Consider the following 21,306-nt stretch of genomic DNA (forward strand, 5'->3'; position numbering starts at 1 on the left):
TATAATATCATTCTAAAAATTATACTTAGATGTTCGTAATGAACTTTATAAGTGCATTACAGCAATATGCTGTTTATAAATTATGGGTATCAACATGTTGGAAGTTATAGGCATTATTGCCTCAGTATTAGGAATACTCGCATTTTTTGCAGTCGCACCGAAAGATTTACTCACTAACTTTAAAAGCTGGTTTGTAGAACCTGTTAGCTCTATTAGTAAGTACAAACATAAATTAGACATAAAAGAATTATTTGATTTACTTAACGTAGAAGATATACGCCCTGAAAACATTTTTGTTAAAACGCCCTTAAAAAGCAGTAGCTTTGATTCGGAGTTACTTGATTACAATACAAAGCTTCCAAATGAATTAGAAATCCTAAAACAAAAAGAAATAGCAGATAAAAAAGCACATTCATCATTAAACGGCTTAACGTTAGATAATAATGGATCTTTTGGTCTTAGGCGTATTGATGTAAGTAGACCTGAGGGTACAAATGGTAAACGTAATAATATTTACAAACTTATATTAGAGCCAACAGATTACTTTAGTTTTGTATTTCCAAATTTATGCCTAGAAAAACCCTATTACAGCGATGTGACTCAAGAAAACCATACTCTAAGAGACATGCTTTCGTTAGATAAAAAAGTATTGTCTATATCAACAATGAGGAATTTTCCGCAGGTACAGTTTAAAGTTGGTACAGGTACGTTAGTCGTTACTAAAGATGGTTATGTAATTTGCTCTGTTAGATCTATGAGCCAGTTTATTGCAGGTAAGCAGAGTAATGATGAAATATCAGTACATTTGTCTGCTGCTGAAGGTATGTACCGTTCCGTAAACAATCCACTATGTAGCGATATTAACGACCAAAACAAACCCTCACCTTTTGCAACAAGTGCTCGTTCGCTTAAAGACGAACTTAATTTATCTGATGAACACTTCGACACTAAAAATATAAGTTGTATAGGATATTTTACTGACTTAAAAAGAGCGCAGCCATTTTTTCTGTTTTACTTACAGCTTAATCTAACAATTGATGAGTTTTTCTCTATTTATTCTAATACAAGCGCTGATATACATGAAAACGAAGCTATTTTTGCTTTACCAAGAAATTTCGAAAATCTAAATAAGTTATTCTCGGGTGTATCTTTTAGCGAGTTAGATACTAAATATCCTACGATATACGCTGATTTTTTTACAACTAACAGTGGTACAAAAGTGAGAATTGCTTCAAACCATGCAAAAGCAGGTTTCGCTGCTTATGCCTTCAAAGATCTTGGACCCATCACTCACAGCATGATTTAATATTTTATTACTTCTTTAAAAAAATACAGTGGCTTTTAAGTAACCTTAAAGATTAATACTATTTAAAAACCACTATTTCATTCCCGATTTTAAATTTTAAAATATCTACATTTTGATACATCACCATATATTTACTTAGCAAGCTAAGTAATGATAACATAGTTAGCCTGCTAACTATGTTGAGATGGCTATGCCTACACAAAAACCTTTTCACGAAACGCTCGATTTAACAATTATCGGCAATATGGGTCGGGTTCATCGTTTATGTCGCGAAGCAGCAACTATTGCTGTTGAACCTTTAGGGCTTACTCAGTCGCGCTGGACTGCATTAATGCATATAAATATGCGTGGTGAGGGACTAACGCAACTTGAACTTGCTAATAGCTTAGGGATAGAAATGCCTTCATTGACCCGTACGCTTAAACAATTAGAGGAGCAATCGTTAATTGTCCGCCGTATAGACAAACACGATAAGCGCATTAAAAGACTCTATTTTACCGAGCAAAGTGATGCCATCTTGCACTCGTTGCAAGAGACTATTACCGATATAAAAAATCAGTTATACAGCGGTTTATCTGTTGAGCAACTAGATGCGATTGCATTTGGTTTAATCAAAATAGAGCAAAACGCGCTTAAATGTATTCAAGTTAATAAGTAAGGCTAAAAATGACACCGGATCAAAAATTTGCACGCTATGTAAGGTTTTCTCTCATAGGATTTATCATAGTATTTATTTACTATTTAGTGGCCGATATGGTTTTGCCTGTAACACCACAAGCACGTGTATATCACCCTGTTGTGCAAATATCACCTCAAATTAGTGGCCGAGTCACTAGTGTGCAAGTTAGTAATAACCAATCTGTTAAAGCAGGCGATATATTATTTTGTATCGATGAAGGCCCATACAATTTAGCCAAGGAACAAGCTCAACTAGCGCTTGATGATGCTAAATTACAAAATAAACGCCTTGATACTAATGTTAAAGCGCTTGAGGCACAAATAAGTGCTGCAAACGCTAAACAGCATGAGCAAAAACTATTAAAAAGTAGAGGCGAAAAGCTCTATAAGCAAAAGTCTATATCGGAGCAAGAGCTTGAAAGCATTCGTGCTAATTTTGAAGCCAGTAAAGCAAATGTTGCAGCTCTTGAAGCGCAGTTAGCTGAAGCGGTTTTAGCAAGAGGTGACTCAGGTAACAAAAACTTAGCCATGCGCCATGCTGCTAACCAGTTAGCACAAGCTGAACTGAATTTATCCTATACAAAAGTGCGCGCATTAAGTGACGGCGTAGTTGCTAACTTACAATTATTAGACGGCGCGTATGCTGTTGCAGGTAGCCCATTATTAGCTATTGTCGCTAAAAAAGCCGACTTAGTTGCTGACTTTAGAGAAAAGTCACTCTCAAATATGAAGCAAGGCACACAAGCGCGCGTAGTATTTGATAGCCGCCCAGGTGAAGTTTACGACGCAATACTTGAAACATTTGAAGCTGGCGTTAGCAGCGGTCAACTTAGCGCAAATGGTTTACTAAGTTCAACAGAAACCAGTAATCGTTGGGTGCGTGATGCACAGCGTCAACGCATTCACTTAAAGCTCATAAATCATCAAGACTTAATAGCAAACATGCCTAGTGGCTCACGTGCAACAGTACAATTATTACCAGAATCAACAATTGGGCAATGGTTTGGCTCTGCGCAAATCAGGTTTATTAGCTGGTTACACTACATTTATTAATGGAGGCTTTATGACTCAAATTGTTAGCCAAGGCCCACAATTAGACTCCAATGGCCTTCGCCAAGCACTGCGCATTGCAGGTGGGTGCACCCTTGGCTTTACTATTAGTAAATTAATGAACTGGCCTAATGGTATATTTTTTACCGTTTATCCTATGTTGATATTGGGCATGGTACCTACGTTAAGTCGTGGGCTTATAAATCAATTTATAGCATCTGCTGCATTTAGTGCACTTATAGTGCTAATAATGCAGGGATTGTTTTCTCACTTGCCAGTCGTTATGACATTGTTAGTGTTTGGTGTTTTCTGCTTTTTATTTCATAAAATGAGTAGCGGTAGCGCCTTTTTATTTGGCGCTTTAAGCGTGATCAGTCTTTCTATTCAGCTACACTTTTCCAGCTATGTTGATGAAGGAAGTAGTATTTATCCGTTAATTTTAACTAATGGTTTGGCTATATTTTTAACCGTTATTATTGGAGCATTAATGCATGGCCTATTTCCTGATGTAACCGCAAGGCCCGGGCGAGTAATGCCAGCTAAAGCAAAAGAAAGTATTCGCCATGAGGTATTGCTATGCTCAACCGTGGCTACGCTATCTTTTGTGGTTTTTCAGGTTCTTGATTTACAAGACTCAATATCTGCGCAGGCAGCTTCTGTGCTTATTTTGTTTTCATTGTGCTGGAAAGCCGCAGGTATGGCCGGTTGGCAACGAGCAATTGGAACGCTTATAGGCTGTAATGCTGCGTTACTATCGCAACTATTTTTGTATAGCCACTCTGATTTTTTACTTTTTCCGATAGCTATTTTATGGATACTTTCGTTTGTTTTTGCGCGCTTTCATATTTTAGGCGGAGGCATGCCTGGTATAGGTTTTGGTGTACTGACTACGTTTGGTATTTTATTTGGAAATTCACTCGGACCAGGCCAAGATCTTGTTTATAGTGCAATGTACCGATTTAGCTCGGTATCTGTGGCTATAATTTCAAGCTTATGTGTAGTGTATGTTATGCACCATATCCTTAATCGGTTTAGTGTAACTCGCCATCATACTTATGATTAGATGAACCGTGTTTTGTAAAATTAAAGGCTGCAATTGCAGCCTTTAGTTTTATAAGCTTAGTTAAGCTATTTTTATGATATAAATAAACTATAATTTTGTTTTAAATACTGACCAGCATCTCTTTGTACACAATAAAGTTTTTAGTCTTTTTGGGTGATAAGGAGCGTAAGCACACCCGCTATAATTCCCCAAAAGGCAGACCCCACTGAGAGTAATGTTAAGTTAGATGCTGTTACTAAAAAAGTAACAATTGCGGCCTCAGTATATTCAGCCCCACTAAGGGCTTGCTGCAAACTATTAGCAATGGTGCCAAATAGCGCAATGCCCGCCAAAGCTAGAATAAGTGCTTGGGGTAAACTTGCTACCAAGCCAACTAATGTAGCCGCGCACAACGCCATTAAAATATAAAATACGCCAGCCGCTATACTCGCCCAATAACGTTTATCATGATTTTTATCCGCTTCATCACTCATACATATAGCAGCAGTAATCGCGGCTAAATTAATAGAGTAGGCTCCAAAAGGAGCGCTAAGTATATTTACAAAGCCAGTAACATTAAGAGATGCAGATATAGGCGCTTTATATTTATATGCTTTTAAAACAGCAATACCCGGTAAATTTTGCGAGGTCATGGTAACTATATAAAGTGGTAAACCTATGCTAATGCATGCTTGCAAGTGAAAAACGGGTTCAATATAAGCAAATTCGCTCATTTTCCAGTGCAGTGCGCTGGTATCAATATGGCCCATTTGCCAAGCGAGTAGTACACCTATAATAAGCACACTTAACATAGCAAAGCGGGCAAAAAAGCGTTTACCAATAAAGTACATCATAACCATCAAGCCAATCACTAAAGGCATGTCGTTCATAAAATTAAACACATCAATACCAAAGGTAACAAGCACGCCAGCTAACATGGCGCATGCAAGCTCACTTGGAATACGGTTCATTATTTTTTCAAACCAGCCCGTAACCCCCGACAAAAACACGAGCAATGCACTGAGCATAAACGCACCAATAGCCTCGTTTAAGTTATACCCTTGGGCACTTGAAATAAGTAATGCAGCTCCCGTGGTAGACCATGCAATTAAAACAGGTACTTTGTAATAGTACGATAAACCAATTGACGTTGTGCCCATCACTAAACCGAGCATTAAAATCCAACTAGCTACTAAATCGGGCGTGCCACCAAGGGTTATCACTACCTGATAAATCAATGCAATAGAACTCGAAAAACCTATAATTACAGCCACAAGTCCTGCTGTAATTCGGTTAAGCAACTGATCAGACACCTTCATAAATTCCTCGTAATGCATTTATGCAGCACACAACATACGTGCCCAATAATTACATTGCAATTAGCGATTAGTTTACAAAAGGTGAAATAAATTCACTTTTTATTTTTTATTGTAATTAACGCCAAAAGTTACTTTTAACCATTGTATTTAACTAAACAAACAAGTACCCGTAAATGCTCCAAAGCCCGCATAAACACTACTAAAAACCAATACTAAAAAGAGTAAAAAACACACCAAAAATAAATATCCCTATATTTTATAAGGAATTATGAAATTCAGAAACAATTCTTTTCGGTTACATTTATTATCTTGATCTAATCCATTTAATAATATAAAAAGTAACAAATAGTTAACCAAAAACACCAAAAGAGAAACAAATGAAGAGATCTGTCGTCTTACTAATTGCTATTCCATTATCGGCATTTGCAGTTTATGGGCTATTTTTTAATGCAGATGAAACGGGCGAACCTATCGCGCCTGTTGCTATTGATTTTGTTCCTATTGATTTACAAAAAACGCGCAATACACATCCCCCTGCACCTATTGATATGAGTAAAGATCCCATTACCGTAAAACCCATTGTTGCCCCTGACAACAGTTTACCGTTTGAAGAATTTGATGCCGTAAATCGTCTATCCGACAAAGCAAAGCAAGTGCTTATAAACGCAAAAGTTTTACCTACCGACTTACATAACGAAGCCTACATTGAGTTTGATTTAAATTCTTTACAGGCGTTAGAAACTGGCGAAAACTTTGATTTAGCTATTCCGCAAACAGCCGAAACATTCACCGCAGAGGTGACTAATGTGGTTGAGTCTGAGAATGGCGATAAGAGCATATTTGGCCAAATAGTGGGTGTTGACGGCCGCATGCATAATACCGTTTTAACGGTAGGTAAAGATGCCGTATATGGCCAATTTACTGCCCCCTCTGGCAATTATGTATTCGAAAGTAAAGGTAAGTACGGATGGATTGCAGCAAAACGCGATTTATATAAAAGCCACATAGAGCATGAAGTAACCGCGCCAAAACCCAAATCAGATAAAAGCATTGATATATTTGCACCAAAAATTGATGGCTAACCAAAAAATATAAAAAGCAATTAAAGCCGCACTATAAGGCAGCTTTAGTGTGTCTGCTTTTTATGATCTCAACCAAGTTAAAAACAAGTTCCAACCACAACAAGAGTAAGGAAATACAATAATGAAAAAAGTAATCACAACAACCGCACTAGCTGCGGCATTGTGTGCAGCAAGTGTTGCGCAAGCAGAAACAATCGATATAGGTATTTTATATACCGACCAATCAGCTGCTGCAACTAGTAATATTGACACTAAAATAAATCAATTAATTGCTTTTAGTAATCAGGTATATAGCCAAAATGGCGTTGATATAACACTACGCTTAGCTGGCAAACAAAACTTAGGTGACTACGCAGTAACGCCGTCTGAGGATTGGTTAGATTCGGTTACAAATAGCAGCTACGTAGATGGTTTACGCAGCGATTGGAAAGCCGACATGATTGCCGTATTAGGTACTGGTCAAAGTGCTGGCAATGGGCTTATTTCATGTGGTTTAGCATGGGTTGGCCAAGGCACTAATGGCAATCTATATAGCTCAATGAGCAGCCGTATGTACTCAATCACTGCAATTGATTGTGGTGCAACGACATTTGTACACGAACTTGGTCATAACCAAGGTTTAGCGCACTCACGCAAACAAGGTGACACATCTGGCGGTGTATATGTAGATGGCATGGGTCACGGCGTACAAAACGAGTTTGCAAGTATAATGGCTTACCCGCACGTTTACGGTAGTGCAACTCAGTACGATTACTTCTCTAACCCTGCCTGGAGCGTAAACGGTATTGCATTTGGTATTACAAACCAAGCGCATGCAATTCGCACAGTTACGGCTACAAAAACAAGTATTGCTAACTTTAAATAAGTAGCGCAGTAAAAAGTGGGCTAAATAGCCCGCTTTAAAGTTTTAACATGTTCTTCCCTGCAGAGCGCTTACGCGCTCTTTTTTATAACATTAACAAAAATTAATGTTCTGTCCACCTTCTTGATATACATGGTTAAGTACACTTACTCCATCAGCAATAGTTATTAACTTGGAGTTCCCCATGACCAACCAATCAATTAAAAATACAGCAAAACTAATTTCATTAAGTGCTATTACACTTGCGTTAAGCGCATGCGGCAGTAGTTCGTCAAATAACGACAACAATGAGCTAGCTGCTTCAGCTAATTTACCGAGTGTGATCATAGGGCAAGTAACAGGCGTAACGTCGGATTCAATTACTGTAAACGATCATATTATTGCAGCAGGCTCAGCAGAAGTAGAAATAGAGGGCAATAACGCAACTCTTGCTAATATAAAACAAGGGATGATGGTAGAAGTAGAAACAAATGGTGCCCGCGCAACTGAAATAGATTACGACCCCGTATTTAAAGGTCCTATTAATATAAAAAATGATCAAGTAAATATCGCAGGAATAACACTTAGTAACTTAAACAGCAGTGACTTTAGTCAGGGGCAATTATTTGAAATAAGTGGCTACAGTCATTCATTAAACTCATTAACGGTTACCTACCATACCCCTATTACTAACAGCCAATCAGAGCTTGAAGTGCAAGGTAGTATTACCAATTTAAACCAGCAATTACGCACATTTAATTTAGGTGATTTAGTTATTAACTACCAACAAGCTGATATAGACGGCACGCTAAGTAATGGTCAACTTGTTGAGGTTGAGGGTTTTTATAATAATGCAATATTTACCGCAACCGAGGTTGATGCAGAGCAAAGCCTTAGTTTTACCGATAATATAGACACCGAGCTTGAAGGCGTAATCACCTTTGTAAATAACAATATGAGCTTAATAACATTAAACTCGCATTGGCAAGTTAGCATTAATGATCAAACTCAATTTGAAGATGGCACCACAGCCAATCTTGTTGTTGGTCAAGTTGTTGAGGTAGATGGTGTATGGCAACAAGCCAATAATAAATTACTTGCTCAAGAAATAGAATTTGAATCAACAAACATCAATTCAAGTACAACTAATCAGCAGTTTTCGGTAGCCGGTATTGTTAGTTACGAGCAAAATATAGCGACAATAAATGGCATTGAATTTACATTTAATAGCCAAACTGTATTTGAGGATGGATTATCGGTTAATACTCTAGATGGGCAGTGGGTTGAGCTTGAAGGCACTTATAACAATGAGCAAAACAGCGTAAGCGAAGTTGAACTAGAGGACGATACAAGTGAGATTAACTTAACCGGTTTAGTGTCGACAAATCAAAATCAGCAAGCAACGCTTTGGGGTTACATAAGTGAAGATAACTCTTTAACGCAATATTTAAATCAAACCGTAGAATTAGAATGCCAATGGGTTGCAAGCAACCAAGTAAGAGCATGCGTTTTAGATGACTAGTAGCAATATAAAGCGCTGATATAAAGAATAAATCATACGACTAAATAAATGTGTTTAGCCCTCTTATTTGGTAGGCTAAACACATTAAAACAAGAGCATACTTACATGAAACATATTTTTTTGAGCGCCTTATTTTTTTGCAGCGGATTATGCCATGCAAGCAGTTCTGCAATTTTTGACAAACTTAATAATTCAAACGAGCCATCACCACAGAGTATTTTAAAAAATATAGAAACCGAATACCTAAATACAGCCGTTATTGTAGAGTTTGAGCTAGAGTTCGAAAAAGGACAAACCACCTACGAGGTAACACTTTTTGAGCAAAAAAATAATCGCTTTATTGAATTACTAGTTGATGTAAAAGGTAAACTTATTGAGCTTGAATATGCCCCGCCAGAGCTTGATGAAGACGACGAAGTTGCAGCTGCTAAATTAATGCGTAAAAAAAATTACCGCATGTATCAACTTGTCCAGTCGTTAGATTCAACACAAACACAGTACTTAATAGAAGCTCAACTTGAGCAAGATATGGGCGTAACTTATATGGTTGCCACGTTTGTATCGTTAAAAGGGCGTCATAAAAAAGCCATTGATCTCGCAACAGGTAAAAACCTACCACTACTGCGTTGGGGCAATTAATGAAATTACTTTTGGTTGAAGACGACAAACAAAACCGCGAGTTTTTATACAAAGCCTTTAGCGAGCTAGGCTATACCGTAGATACCGCACAAGACGGTCAACAAGCATTATTAATTGCCACATGCGAAGAACATGACGCGATTATACTAGACCGAATGCTACCAAAGCTAGATGGTTTGCAAGTACTTGCTGCGCTTAGAGCAACAGGAAAAACAACGCCGGTGCTAATACTCTCGGCACTTGATAAAGTAGACGACCGAGTTGCAGGCTTAAAAGCAGGTGGCGATGACTACCTTATAAAGCCTTTTGCATTTTCGGAATTGGCTATTCGGGTAGAGAACATAATTAAGCGCCCTTTTCATAACCAACCACCGCAAACCGCATTAAGTTTAGCAAACGTAAACCTCGATTTTCGTCATCATAAAGCAGACGTAGCTGGGCAAACACTTAACTTACAACCTAAAGAATTTAAACTTTTACATTTTTTACTCGATCATAAAAATAAACTCGTTACGCGCACTTTGTTGTTTGAGTCGGTATGGGAATATAATTTTGATCCTGGCACAAATGTAATAGATGTACACATAGCAAGGTTACGTAAAAAGCTAACATTGCTTGGTGCAAAAGTACAAATAGAAACAATACGAGGCGTTGGCTACCGATTACAAGTAGAGCAAAATAATGATTGTTAACTCCAACCTTTGGCAACAATTTAACCCGCGTTTTAGTTCTGTATGGCGACTTACACTCGCGTTTGCCACCATTACATCGTTTGTTTTAGTGCTATGCATTGTGCTTATATATCAGCTGTTATTGGGCGAGCAAACACGCCAAGTAGAAAGGCGTTTAAACGCCGAGCAAGTTCGTATTGAAGGGCTTGCTAATGAATTTGATAAAGCCTCTTTTTTTCAGCAACTAGCGGTATTTCGTAACGAGGGCGAAATTTTAATATTTTGGCAAAGCGATGACGAGCAATTTCAGCAATTAAGCTTTTTACCTAACGATATTCCAAAGTTGCCAAACACCCTTGAGTTTCCTGTGCTCGACACCCAACGTGGGCAAATTAGGCTACTTACCACCGGTATTGTAAATACCAAACATGGCAATATTGTTATTGCCACAGCCACCGAACATTTAAGCCGCTTAATTACTGAATTTAAAACCATTGCAACCTGGGCTTGTTTGGTCAGCTTGTTACTTACCTGTGTGTTTGGCTATATTTTTGCGCGCAGGCATTTAAGGCGTGTAAATTATTTTAATAACGTAGTAGAACAAGTCCAAAAAGGCGATTTATCGGCGCGTGTAGTGCATAAACAACACGGTGATGAGTTTGTAAAACTAGCCAAACATATTAATACCATGCTCGACACCATCGAAGAAAACTTTGCCTTAGTGCAAGGCATTACCGATAACATAGCACACGATTTAAAAACCCCACTTACTCGATTGCGCTTACAACTAGAGCGCCAAGCAGTGCAGCAACCAGAGCTTGGGCTTGAAATAGAACAGCTTGATACTGTATTACATACCTTTGATGCCATGCTTAAATTGACTCGCCTTGAGCATGGCCAATTTCCGTTAAAGTTAGAACCTATAAACTGCCAAACACTTATTAATGACTTAATAGACATATTAGAGCCCAGTGCACAGCAAAATCAGCAGCATATAAATGTAATTAATCAGGGGGAGTTAGTACTTCAAGGCGATAAAAACTTACTTTTTCAGGCTTTATTTAACCTGGTCGAGAATGCTATTAAATACGCAGGTAATGGAGCAACTATACACATTACGATTACCAGCAATCATATAAATATTAGCGATAATGGAAAAGGCGTAGAGCCCACACAATTATCACAACTCACTAAACGTTTTTATAGAGGCGATCCGGCAAGGCAAAAAGAAGGCTTTGGATTAGGTTTAGCCACCGTAAAAGCAATATGCGAACGCCACCAACTTGTGCTTACTTTAACAAGCGACGAACGCGGCTTTACCAGCACTATAAGTGTACGTAGCTAATAAGGAGAACTAGCACTGTTAACTAGCGCAGAAACTAGCACAGGTAATGAGTATAAATATCTCTCTAGTTAAACATAAAAAAAGCGGCTATTAGCCGCTTTAAATCTAACAAAACCGATCGGCTTAATGCACAACCACTTTTTGCTTAATTGCTGGCATTAATGTTTTACCATTGCCATCTACCTTGTTTAATAGTTTTAGTCCCATCACTTTTGCAAGTACTGGGTAAATATCAAGATTACTTACCTCTTTAATATTCATACCTTGCTTAAACGCAGGACCAACAGCAATAAATGATGCTGCCATATCATCGGTATATGCATAACCGTGAGTCCCTAAATAGGTTGGTTTTTTTCCACTGGTAAATACCGCTGGCGCTGTAGTTTGCACCACAATATCGCCTACGCGAGTGCCTTTATTGTAATGATACGCTGCTAACTGCTCGTCAGTTAATACTGTATAACGACCGTTTGACGCATCCCGTAAGCGTGCTTTGTAACCTTCAATATCAGCATTTTTAGCATCAGGCTGGGTATATATAAGTAAACGTGGGCCCGTATTTTTAACTAAAAAGTTTTCATCTTGAGGAAGTGTTGTTACATCAATGCTTTTATCTGGATCTATACTCGTCATACCATGATCCGAGACAATAACAAGGTTTACGTCTTGCTCTAATTTGCTTAGGCGGGTTTGTAGTTGTCCCATTAATTCATCAAGTTGTTTAACTGCATCGCGTGTTTGTGGAGCGTCTGGCCCAAATTCATGGCCCATGCTATCAACTAGCGAAAAGTAACTCGCAATAAAACGTGGGCGCTGTGCTTTTGGTAAACTTAACCATTGAATAATTTGATCAACACGGCTTTGGTAATCGCTGTATTTAGAATAGTGATAAAAGTAATCTGGTGTCATGCCGTTAAATAATGCATCTGACTCAGGCCAAAAATACGTAGCCGATTTAAGTCCCTGCATTTTTGCTAAATTCCAAAGCGGAATACCCTTTACCCATGTGCTATCGCCCAATGCTTTGCCCATACTGTAACAGTCGTTTTTACGCGCTTTATCACAAAAGCTATTATCAACAATGCCATGGTTTACTGGCAGTAAGCCCGTAATAATAGAAATATGGTTAGGAAACGTTTTAGTCGGATAAACAGGTATTAGTTTTTGTGCACGAACACCGCGCTCGGCCATTGCTTTTAAATTTGGCGCACCGTGTTTTTCAATATAATCCCAACGCAGGCCATCAATTGATACTAGCACCACAGTTTGCTCTTTTGCAGCAAACGCGCTGTTCATTCCTAACATTAGGCAAATTGATACTGCCTTTAAAATCCACTGTTTCATTATAAACACCTATAAATGCACAACAATTACTCAAAAAATTATTTTAAAGCAAGTTGTTACTTTATGATACAAACTGATAGATTAAACCCTGTATATTAAAGACAAATGACTATGTGCTAAAAACTATGCCAGTCATCAATTGTAAAAAGGATTAGTATAAAGATGACCATAGATTTTAGTAAAAAAATAACGCCAGCACGTATGTATCGCACAACTTCTAACTTACAAATGGCGCTAGAAAGCGACCGTGGACGTATTATTAATAGTGCTGCTATTCGCAGGCTTCAGCAAAAAACCCAAGTGTTTCCGCTTGAACGCAACGCAGCTGTACGCTCTCGCCTTACTCACTCGCTTGAGGTACAACAGGTTGGTCGTTTTATAGTGCAACGTATTTTTGCTAATTTAAGCTACCAACAACAAAAAGATTACGGCTTAACCGACCTAGAACGCCCACTAGAGAGCTTAGTAGAAATGGCCTGCCTAATGCACGACATAGGCAACCCACCATTTGGACATTTTGGCGAAGCCGCTATTAACCACTGGTTTAATAACAACCTAGCAAGCGTAACACCCGAGCGCTGTAAAGAGCCAAATACCGGTATAGGTGTTGTTTTTAAACACCTTGCGCTTGATATTTGTAACTTTGAGGGCAACGCTCAAGGCATACGTATAATTCATTCGCTGCAAACGCTTAATTTAACCTACAGCCAAAGTGCCGGTATTTTAAAATACACTCGCCCTGCGGGGCTTGATACAAAAGACATTCCGCAAAATAAAAACTATTTAATGAAAAAAGTAGGTTACTACTACAGCGAAAAAAACTTTGTTGAAGCGCTACAAAATGAGCTCACTATTGAGCCTTACTGCCGCCATCCTGCAAGTTATATAATGGAAGCTGCCGACGACATTTCGTATTGCCTAGCCGACATAGAAGACGCCATAGAAAAAGACATAATAAGCACTGAGTTGCTGTGCGAAAAACTTAAAAGTAGTTACAAAAAAGTATTAATAAATCTGTTAATCGACGATGCTCAACATCAAAATTTTGTAGACAAAGCCGTAGACTACGCACTAGAGCGTGCACAAGCACAACCGTATAACTTTAACAGCGAATTTTTTATATACCTGCGCGTAGCACTTTTACATCCGCTAGTAAATCACGCTGCAAAACGCTTTATCGAAAATATAGAACCTATTTACCATGGCGACTTTAACCAAGCACTTTTAGAAGATAGAAGCCATCTACACGCTGTAACCAAAATGCTAAAGCAAGTGGCACTTGAGCATGTATTTTCAAACAAAGAAGTCGAAAAATTAGAGCTACAAGGGTATCGCATAATTAATGGTTTGCTCGATTGCTACAAGCCGCTACTTCAATTAAACAGCGATGACTTTAGGCGTGCACTAAATGGCGATTCACGTTTATTAATTGAGTCGCGACTTGTTAAAAAGCTCTCTAAAAAGCACTTAAATAGTTATCAACACGCAATAGATGCCATGCAAGAAGAGCCCGATCACTTTGCAGCGTACGAATTTTATTATCGCTGTAGATTAATTCAAGATTATATAAGCGGTATGACAGACCAATTTGCTTACGATGAATATCGCAGCCTTATGGTTATTGATTAGTTGTATTACTCTGGATAATTTTCAATTTTGCGCTTAAAATCAAACTATTAATATTTAAGCGCGCATAACTTCATGATATCAAAACTAATTAGATTTACCCTTTGCTTTACCTTATTTTATAGTGCGCAAAGTGCTGCATACAACGAAGCTATGTGCATTTTAATTAAACAAGAAATGCAGCAAAACAGTAATAATAAAGCGGGTCAAAAATATCGTAAGGCAGCGCGTGATTACAAAAAAAACTGTAATAAGCCAAAAGAAATTCAAGCACAACCTAAGCCTCAAATAATAGAGCCAAAGCCTGCTATTATTACTCAGCCACAACCTAAAATTGTTGAACCTGCCCCTATAATTAAACCTACTGAAGAAGCTGTTAAAGAAAGCATCAACGAGCAAACGTTTAATTTAACTAATGATCAAAAACAACAAATAAACGATCAGCTAAATACCAATAGTAACGAAATAGTAATTGATGCAGAGCCAACAAAAGCAGCACCCGAGCAAGTAGTTACAGAGCAAAAAAACGAAGCTGTGATAGAGCAAGTAAAACCGGCAACGCCAGAGCAAAGCGTGCAACCTACGCTTGAAAAGCCTGTACCTGTAAAACCAGCACCTGTGTTAACTCAACCAGCGCCAGTAATTGCGCCGCAACCTGTAGCACAAAGCCCAACCTCGTTACTTTTACCCACTTTAATACTTGTTATAGTAATACTTATTGGCGCTATGATAGTCGTGCGCCTGCGCCGTGCAAAACAAAGTAAAGCGATGGCAGAACCGACTATAGCGGCTCCACCTGAAGTTAAATCAGAAAAAATTGCTACGCCAGTTAAACCTGAAACTAAAACAACAGAGCCAGTACAAACAACAAAAGAGCCAGAGATTGAGCCTGTCGCCATCAACGGAGTAACTAAAAATAATAAACCAGTTGAAAGCAGCGTAGCGACAAATGAAGAGCCTTTAGAGCCTTTAGAGCCTACGAACACTGCGCAAAATGCTGATGTTGAACATACTCCACCGCAAATTTCAGATGAGCAAAACAACGTAACTACACAAGTGCAAACAGGCGAAATTGAGCCTGCAAAAATAGAGCCAGCAGATACTTTAGATCAAACAAGTACCGCTACGTTTAACGAAGTAAAACAAAAACCTGAGCCTAATACAGCCGAGTTTGAAGCTGCAGCAAAAACAACCTTAGAGCGAATTAAAAATGCCAGCAGCTTTAATGAGCCAGAGGTACGTGACTTTGACCCAGATGCAAAGCCCGTAAAAAAACAACGTAAGCACCATACAGCGCAAGTAACGGAATCTGCGCCAATAGAAACCGAACATAACACTGTAGAGCCGGTTATTAATACTCCTGAGCCAGTAACAGCGAGTGAGCCGGTTGTAGATTTACACGTACCAGAGCAAATATCTGACGCCCAATCGACTACATATACAACAGAGCAAGACTTTAAAGAACCAGAGGTACGTACATTTAATCCAGATGCACCATTACCTGGTGAAAAGCCGATGCCTAAAAAACAAAGCGCAACACCTGAGCGAGCACAAATAACACCGCCAGTTGATGAGCCAGTAAATGAGCCTAAAAAAGCAGACAGCAGCAATCCATTTGCTAACTTATCGTTAGACTCAAGCTGGGATCCTGACTCGACTGAAAAGCCCAAAATAGAAGAGAAAAAACGCGCCCCTAAATCGCAAGCATTGATAGATGCAGAAGAGCGCGCTAAAAATATGCAAACCAAAGAGTAAATTTTAAAGTAGCGCCTCATGTGCTGAGGCGCTATTTTGGTAACTAAATAATTAACTGCTTATTTTACCGTATTACTTACACTCTTATCCCCCTAAAATGCGCCTTAGTAATTAGAAGCTTCGCTCCTTGTGCGAGTAAGCTCAGCGCCTAGTGCAATATTCAAGCTTGAGAGTGTTTTATAAGCCTACAACTTGTTGGCGCGATGGGCGCGGTCCATATATTTAACTGATAGTATTTTAGACTGGAGTTTACGACTACGTTATCCGTAGCCATAAATTAAAGTAACTTGGTCAACATGCCCCAATTAAAAGCCCTCTTTAACAGCCCTAGTGGTACGTTTATTTTTAAGCTTTAACCCGCCAACTAATAACAGTGGCCCTATAAACATGGCAAGGCCATACACCCCACCGGTAACCGCGTATTCTGGTTTATTCAAAAAGCTAATAGCAATTAAAATAGCCAAAGATGCATTTTGAATTCCAACCTCAATTGAAAGCGTCAGCGAATCAGTTAAATTTAATTTTGAACATTTAGCAATTAGCCAGCCAACAACCATTGAACCAATATTAAGCGCTATGCACGCCCAAAATACATCGTTAAATGAGCTAACTAATAAATCGCGCTCTTTTATTACTAATGCAGCAATCATCATAAGCATAAAAAAACAACGAGAAGCGTCTAAAAAACGGCTCTGTTTTAATAGCAAAATCACTTTTAAAGTGACGTAACCAAATGCCTATAGCAACTGGCACTAAGGTAATAAAAAATAGCCCTAATGAAGTAGTTAAAATAGAAAAGCTAACATCGCCCGTTGGGGCAAACTGGCCCATAGCAAAGCCAATAATAAACGGTGTGGTTATTATACTAATTGCAGTAGAGGCGGCTGTTAAACTTACCGAAAGCGCTAAATTAGCTTTAACAAGCTGACTTACTACATTAGACATAGTACCGCCGGGGCAAGCAGCTAATATCATTAAACCAATAGCGATAGGCGTTGCTAGGTTAAGTAAATAACACAGCCCTAATGCTAATAAAGGCATTGCTACAAGTTGGCCTATTAAACCCATGACAATGCCAAGTGGGCTTTTAAATAGACGAGTAAAATCGGTTGTTGTGAGCCCAAGACCCATACCAAACATAATAAGTGCAAGGGCGAGTGGAAGTATTACTTCAGTTAATATAGATGCATTCAAATTAGGCAGCCTCGTTTGTTATTGTTTTTAATTGGAGTGTTAATTTTTAAGTTAACTGTATACCAATTCGCTTAATTAAGTGATCTATTTTGAGGATGGAAAAACGTGTTGATAGCTAGCCAAAAAATTCGCTATTTAGTTGTTATAAATGAGAGTTTTTTAACACAGGTAGCGACACGTTTAGCCCCGCAAAATGATTAAGTATTATTGCGGATTGATATAATGCCCCTTTACAATAACTAGAAGTATTACTTATTTAAAATAGTAGCAATGCGTTCACCTAGCTCTGGAAGTACATCTTGATCAAACCATGGATTCTTTTTAAGCCATATATTATTGCGCGGACTGGGGTGTGGAAGCACTAAATAATTTGGCCAATACTCACGCCAAGATTTTACTAACTCCGTAAGTGGCATTTTCTTAGTCTCCGGTAAATGATACGCCTGCGCGTATTTACCAAGCACTATTGTAAGCTCAATATTTGGTAGTGCAGCCAATAATTGCTCGCGCCATGCTGGGGCACATTCTTTTCGAGGTGGTAAATCACCCGTTTTACCCTTACCTGGGTAACAAAAGCCCATAGGTAAAATAGCTATATTATTGGCATCGTAAAATTCATCACGTGTTAGTCCAAGCCATTCTCGCAGGCGGTTGCCGCTTGCATCGTTAAACGGCACACCTGTTTCGTGAACTTTGATTCCAGGTGCTTGGCCTGCAATTAAAATACGTGCGTTTGGGTTAAATTGTATAACAGGGCGAGCCCCTAAAGGTAAATTAGGTTCACAGATCACGCATTTACTAACTTGGTCTATTAATTGGTGACTATTCATGTTTATTTGGCCTTAAATGCTTAATATTTATCCTAAATGGCCATTTAGGATGAATGAGTTGGTAAAAAATCGGTTTATTTTAATTAAAACGAGCGTTAGTTAGTAAAATCGTGATCTTTGAGCTCATTCGCTCTACAGGCCCTTTAAAATCTAGTGTTTCTCTGCCCATACAGCAAATTCATTGCCGCTCGGCTCTGCAAAATGAAACCGGCAACCACCCGGAAATTCAAAAATAGGTTTTAATATTGTGCCACCATGGAGTTGTACTTTTTTATACGTGGCGTGAATGTCGTTACTATAAAAAACCAATAGCGCAGCACCGTTTTGAGTTAGCGATTTAAGCGGCGCATTAAAAAAGCCACCATCAAGCCCTTGGCCACTAAACGCCGTGTATTCTGGGCCGTAATCGGTAAACTGCCAATTAAATGCACGACAAAAAAAGGCCTTTGTTGCGGGTAAGTCGCATGCAGGAAACTCAACGTAGTTTAATTTTTCGTGATCGCTCATCGTTATTCACTCTTTATTTTTACTCAGTTTATTAACCTTAAGCTTTACATAGAGCCTGTGCAATATCATTAAATAATATCAGATCAGTATTTTACTAAGTAATTAAGTAAGCATAACTTACTTAAAAGTTAAATATCATAAATGAGAATAACTATCTTTTGTATTTGTAACATATATAATAGCGCCTTTGTTTTATTCTCAGCTTTAAATAAAGGGATTAATTAACTATGCAGGCACCTTTGCACAGTGCGCCATTCGATAAGGTTAACGTGATTGCGCTTATGGTAAAAAGCGTAAGCAGTTATCGAGTTTTGGTATTTTTACGTTTTTTTATTGCCATAATTGGTGGCTATGCTTTTACCTCTGCAAGTACTGCGTTATTAAGCTTTGTGTTGCCAATAGCTAAACAAGACGCTGTGCTTTTTAGTGTTTCAATTAGCATTTTAATTTATGCCGTTGTATTTATTTATGCCTTTAGCGTTAAATCATTAAAAACAGTGTGGATCAGTATTTTACTAAGTACGGGAGCGTTCATTAGTTTGCTTGCATTACTGAAGGGTTGGGTATGAAAGATAGCTTTTTCAGATCGATGACTTGGTTGCACACTTGGGTAGGGTTACTCGTTTGCTGGTTATTATATTTAATATTTTTTGCAGGGACTCTTAGCTTTTTTAGAGACGAAATAACGTTGTGGAATCAACCAGCCATTCATAATGTGCAAGCCCAAACACAGCGTATAGAAGCGCAAAAACAACAAATAATTACCGGATTTGATTACTTAGCTAACCATGGAGCTAACTCATCAAGCTGGCGTATTACATTACCTGAGCCGCGTATTCCATATTTAATTTATGGTTATGCAAAGCCAAAAGAACTAGGCCAGCGCCGCAGTAAGTTTGAAAACACGCAGCTTAACCCTAATACCATGCAAGAGCTTGAGCCCTTTGTAGATACTAAAGGTGGTAACTTTTTTTATCGGTTGCACTATGATTTACATTACATGGATGCAATAACAGCACGCTGGATTGTGTGCTTTGCTAGCTTTTTTATGCTGATTGCCATTATATCGGGCGTGGTTATTCATAAGCGTATTTTTAAAGATATGTTTAGCTTTAGGCGTAACAAAGGTAGCCGTACGTGGTTAGATGCCCATAACTTAAGCTCTGTACTTGCACTTCCTTTTCATTTAATGATTACTTACACGGGCATGATTACGCTCATATTTATGTTGTTTCCCTACCCTGCGCAAACGTCTTACGATAACGGCATGCGTGGCTTTTTTAACGATGTAACCCCTCGCAACACCATGACCGATAAAGCCCAAGGCGAATCATCAATGGTGCCGATTCAAAGTATTTTGGATCAGGTTTATACTAAGTGGCCTCATGCAGATATTACTCGCATACAAGTTAACCAACCAAATATGGCAGCTTCAACAATTACCGTATTGGTAAGCGCAGGTAAAACACTACGTGACCAAGCACCACGCTTAATATTTAGTGGTGCTACAGGGCAAATGGTCGCTAAAACTGATGACGAGCTAACTAGCAGCAAAGCGCTTTACGAATCACTTAATTCAATGCATACAGGGCGTTTAGCTACGTGGTTGTTGCGCTGGTTATACGTATTAGGCGGTATTGCAGGCTGTGTAATGATTGGCTCTGGCTGTATTATGTGGGCTAAACGAATTCGCGAGCGAACTAAAAATAACGTTAAACCTTCGTTTGGTTTAAAACTAGTTGAAGGGTTAAACCTAGCCACTATTATGGGACTTCCACTGGCAACGTGTGCTTTTTTTATTGCTAACAGACTACTTAGTCCAACTACCGCAGAGCGCGCCGATAAAGAAATACTCGCGTTCTTTTTAACATGGCTAGCGGTTGCTCTTTTAGCACTTATAAAGCGCGACACACTGCAATGGCGAGTTATGGCAGCTATAAATGCTGTTGCATGTTTAAGCGTACCGGTTATTAATGCACTTACAACTAACGGTAATATAGTTAGCTATTTGATGCACAAACAGTGGGCTTTATTTACTTTTGATGCACTGTTTTTGTTATTTAGTATATTGTTTTTTATACAAACCGAAAAATTACGTACTGCTAAAAACAACTCAAAAATAATCAGCCCTAGTCAATCTAATAACCTTAAAAGGCAAAAACCATGATTGATTTACTTGGATTTAGCCTATGCCTGCTCAGTTTTAACTGTTTTGCGCTGGCTAAGTATAATCATTTTAAAGATGTATTTAAAAAACGCCCTACAGAATCTCAACGTAAAGAGCTGCTATTAGCTGCTTGGATCAGTATTTTACTAAGCTTGGTGCTTTGTATAGTTACTCAAGGTGGATATGGAGCATTACTATTTTGCGGATTTATGAGCCTAAGTGTTTTAATTATAATGGTTTTTTATAATTTTTTAGTAAGCTACGTAAAGTGGTTTAGTGTTTTAAATAGCGTGTTAATTGTACTAAGTGGGTTGTTTTCAGCATTAAACTAGCCTTAGTTAGTAAAAACGTGATCCTTTATTTTCCCATAGATTAGGGCGTGTTGATC

General features: G+C 38.5%; 19 protein-coding genes and 1 pseudogene. 15 read left to right on the plus strand and 5 right to left on the minus strand.

From position 1 onward, the window contains the following. Positions 1 to 94: 94 nt before the first annotated feature. The 4 genes from EU510_RS06495 (at position 95) to EU510_RS06510 (ending at position 4,097) form a co-directional block, all read left to right on the plus strand. Positions 95 to 1,306 carry a hypothetical protein gene (locus tag EU510_RS06495; RefSeq protein WP_149592777.1) on the plus strand — a complete coding sequence of 404 codons (1,212 nt, stop codon included), beginning with the start codon at positions 95 to 97 and terminating at the stop codon, positions 1,304 to 1,306. A 190-nt stretch (positions 1,307 to 1,496) separates the two neighbouring features. Further along, entirely contained in the window at positions 1,497 to 1,964 is a 468-nt protein-coding gene (locus tag EU510_RS06500; protein ID WP_149592778.1) for a MarR family transcriptional regulator, read from the plus strand. Positions 1,965 to 1,972: 8 nt separating this feature from the next. Further along, entirely contained in the window at positions 1,973 to 3,037 is a 1,065-nt protein-coding gene (locus EU510_RS06505; RefSeq protein ID WP_149592779.1) for an HlyD family secretion protein, read from the plus strand. 10 nt (positions 3,038 to 3,047) lie between these two features. Further along, positions 3,048 to 4,097 carry a DUF2955 domain-containing protein gene (locus tag EU510_RS06510; protein ID WP_149592780.1) on the plus strand — a complete coding sequence of 350 codons (1,050 nt, stop codon included), beginning with the start codon at positions 3,048 to 3,050 and terminating at the stop codon, positions 4,095 to 4,097. A gap of 140 nt (positions 4,098 to 4,237) precedes the next feature. Here the strand turns inward: EU510_RS06510 and EU510_RS06515 are convergent, their stop codons facing one another. Continuing rightward, a complete protein-coding gene (locus EU510_RS06515; RefSeq protein ID WP_149592781.1) occupies positions 4,238 to 5,395 on the minus strand; it encodes a benzoate/H(+) symporter BenE family transporter in 1,158 nt (385 codons plus the stop codon). Between the two features lie 377 nt (positions 5,396 to 5,772). Here EU510_RS06515 and EU510_RS06520 point away from each other — a divergent pair, with 377 nt between their 5' ends. The 6 genes from EU510_RS06520 to EU510_RS06545 all read left to right on the plus strand — a co-directional run bounded on the left by EU510_RS06520 (position 5,773) and on the right by EU510_RS06545 (position 11,495). After that, the gene (locus EU510_RS06520) at positions 5,773 to 6,477 is read left to right on the plus strand and encodes a hypothetical protein (RefSeq protein WP_149592782.1); all 705 of its coding nucleotides are present in this window, start codon (positions 5,773 to 5,775) and stop codon (positions 6,475 to 6,477) included. A gap of 121 nt (positions 6,478 to 6,598) precedes the next feature. Next, a complete protein-coding gene (locus EU510_RS06525; protein ID WP_149592783.1) occupies positions 6,599 to 7,342 on the plus strand; it encodes a zinc-dependent metalloprotease family protein in 744 nt (247 codons plus the stop codon). A 181-nt stretch (positions 7,343 to 7,523) separates the two neighbouring features. Continuing rightward, positions 7,524 to 8,840 carry a DUF5666 domain-containing protein gene (locus tag EU510_RS06530; RefSeq protein ID WP_149592784.1) on the plus strand — a complete coding sequence of 439 codons (1,317 nt, stop codon included), beginning with the start codon at positions 7,524 to 7,526 and terminating at the stop codon, positions 8,838 to 8,840. A gap of 105 nt (positions 8,841 to 8,945) precedes the next feature. Further along, positions 8,946 to 9,479, plus strand: coding sequence for a PepSY domain-containing protein (locus EU510_RS06535; protein WP_149592785.1), 534 nt, complete (start codon positions 8,946 to 8,948; stop codon positions 9,477 to 9,479). Next, complete coding sequence (locus EU510_RS06540) at positions 9,479 to 10,171, plus strand: response regulator transcription factor (protein WP_024611719.1); 693 nt, start codon at positions 9,479 to 9,481, stop codon at positions 10,169 to 10,171. The genes EU510_RS06535 and EU510_RS06540 overlap by 1 nt, the downstream gene beginning before the upstream one ends. Beyond that, complete coding sequence (locus EU510_RS06545; RefSeq protein ID WP_149592786.1) at positions 10,161 to 11,495, plus strand: sensor histidine kinase; 1,335 nt, start codon at positions 10,161 to 10,163, stop codon at positions 11,493 to 11,495. Before EU510_RS06540 ends, EU510_RS06545 begins: the two co-directional genes overlap by 11 nt. A gap of 123 nt (positions 11,496 to 11,618) precedes the next feature. On the opposite strand, the gene EU510_RS06550 is transcribed toward EU510_RS06545, so the two are convergent. Then, positions 11,619 to 12,839 carry an alkaline phosphatase family protein gene (locus tag EU510_RS06550; protein ID WP_149592787.1) on the minus strand — a complete coding sequence of 407 codons (1,221 nt, stop codon included), beginning with the start codon at positions 12,837 to 12,839 and terminating at the stop codon, positions 11,619 to 11,621. 162 nt (positions 12,840 to 13,001) lie between these two features. On the opposite strand from EU510_RS06550, the gene dgt reads away from it, so the two are divergent. Together dgt and EU510_RS06560 are read left to right on the plus strand one after the other, a co-directional pair. Next, positions 13,002 to 14,468 (plus strand): dGTPase, encoded by a 1,467-nt coding sequence (gene dgt / locus EU510_RS06555; RefSeq protein WP_149592788.1) that lies wholly within the window; start codon positions 13,002 to 13,004, stop codon positions 14,466 to 14,468. Positions 14,469 to 14,540: 72 nt separating this feature from the next. Then, the gene (locus EU510_RS06560) at positions 14,541 to 16,220 is read left to right on the plus strand and encodes a cell surface protein (protein WP_149592789.1); all 1,680 of its coding nucleotides are present in this window, start codon (positions 14,541 to 14,543) and stop codon (positions 16,218 to 16,220) included. A 305-nt stretch (positions 16,221 to 16,525) separates the two neighbouring features. Here the strand turns inward: EU510_RS06560 and EU510_RS06565 are convergent. From EU510_RS06565 to EU510_RS06575, 3 genes and pseudogenes are all read right to left on the minus strand, one after another. Further along, a pseudogene (locus EU510_RS06565) lies at positions 16,526 to 17,414 on the minus strand (bile acid:sodium symporter family protein). Positions 17,415 to 17,662: 248 nt separating this feature from the next. After that, entirely contained in the window at positions 17,663 to 18,244 is a 582-nt protein-coding gene (locus EU510_RS06570; RefSeq protein WP_149592790.1) for a uracil-DNA glycosylase family protein, read from the minus strand. Between the two features lie 150 nt (positions 18,245 to 18,394). Further along, on the minus strand, positions 18,395 to 18,751 hold the full coding sequence (locus tag EU510_RS06575) for a VOC family protein (protein ID WP_149592791.1): 357 nt from the start codon (positions 18,749 to 18,751) through the stop codon (positions 18,395 to 18,397). A 227-nt stretch (positions 18,752 to 18,978) separates the two neighbouring features. Between EU510_RS06575 and EU510_RS06580 the strand changes: the two genes are divergently transcribed. The 3 genes from EU510_RS06580 to EU510_RS06590 are packed head-to-tail and all read left to right on the plus strand — an operon-like array spanning position 18,979 to position 21,250. Continuing rightward, complete coding sequence (locus tag EU510_RS06580) at positions 18,979 to 19,320, plus strand: hypothetical protein (protein ID WP_149592792.1); 342 nt, start codon at positions 18,979 to 18,981, stop codon at positions 19,318 to 19,320. Continuing rightward, a complete protein-coding gene (locus EU510_RS06585; RefSeq protein WP_149592793.1) occupies positions 19,317 to 20,918 on the plus strand; it encodes a PepSY-associated TM helix domain-containing protein in 1,602 nt (533 codons plus the stop codon). The genes EU510_RS06580 and EU510_RS06585 overlap by 4 nt, the downstream gene beginning before the upstream one ends. Beyond that, positions 20,915 to 21,250 carry a DUF3325 domain-containing protein gene (locus EU510_RS06590; RefSeq protein WP_149592794.1) on the plus strand — a complete coding sequence of 112 codons (336 nt, stop codon included), beginning with the start codon at positions 20,915 to 20,917 and terminating at the stop codon, positions 21,248 to 21,250. Before EU510_RS06585 ends, EU510_RS06590 begins: the two co-directional genes overlap by 4 nt. Positions 21,251 to 21,306: the final 56 nt, after the last annotated feature.

Origin of the sequence: Pseudoalteromonas sp. FUC4 (assembly GCF_008370255.1) — a bacterium.
Classification (GTDB): Bacteria; Pseudomonadota; Gammaproteobacteria; order Enterobacterales; family Alteromonadaceae; genus Pseudoalteromonas.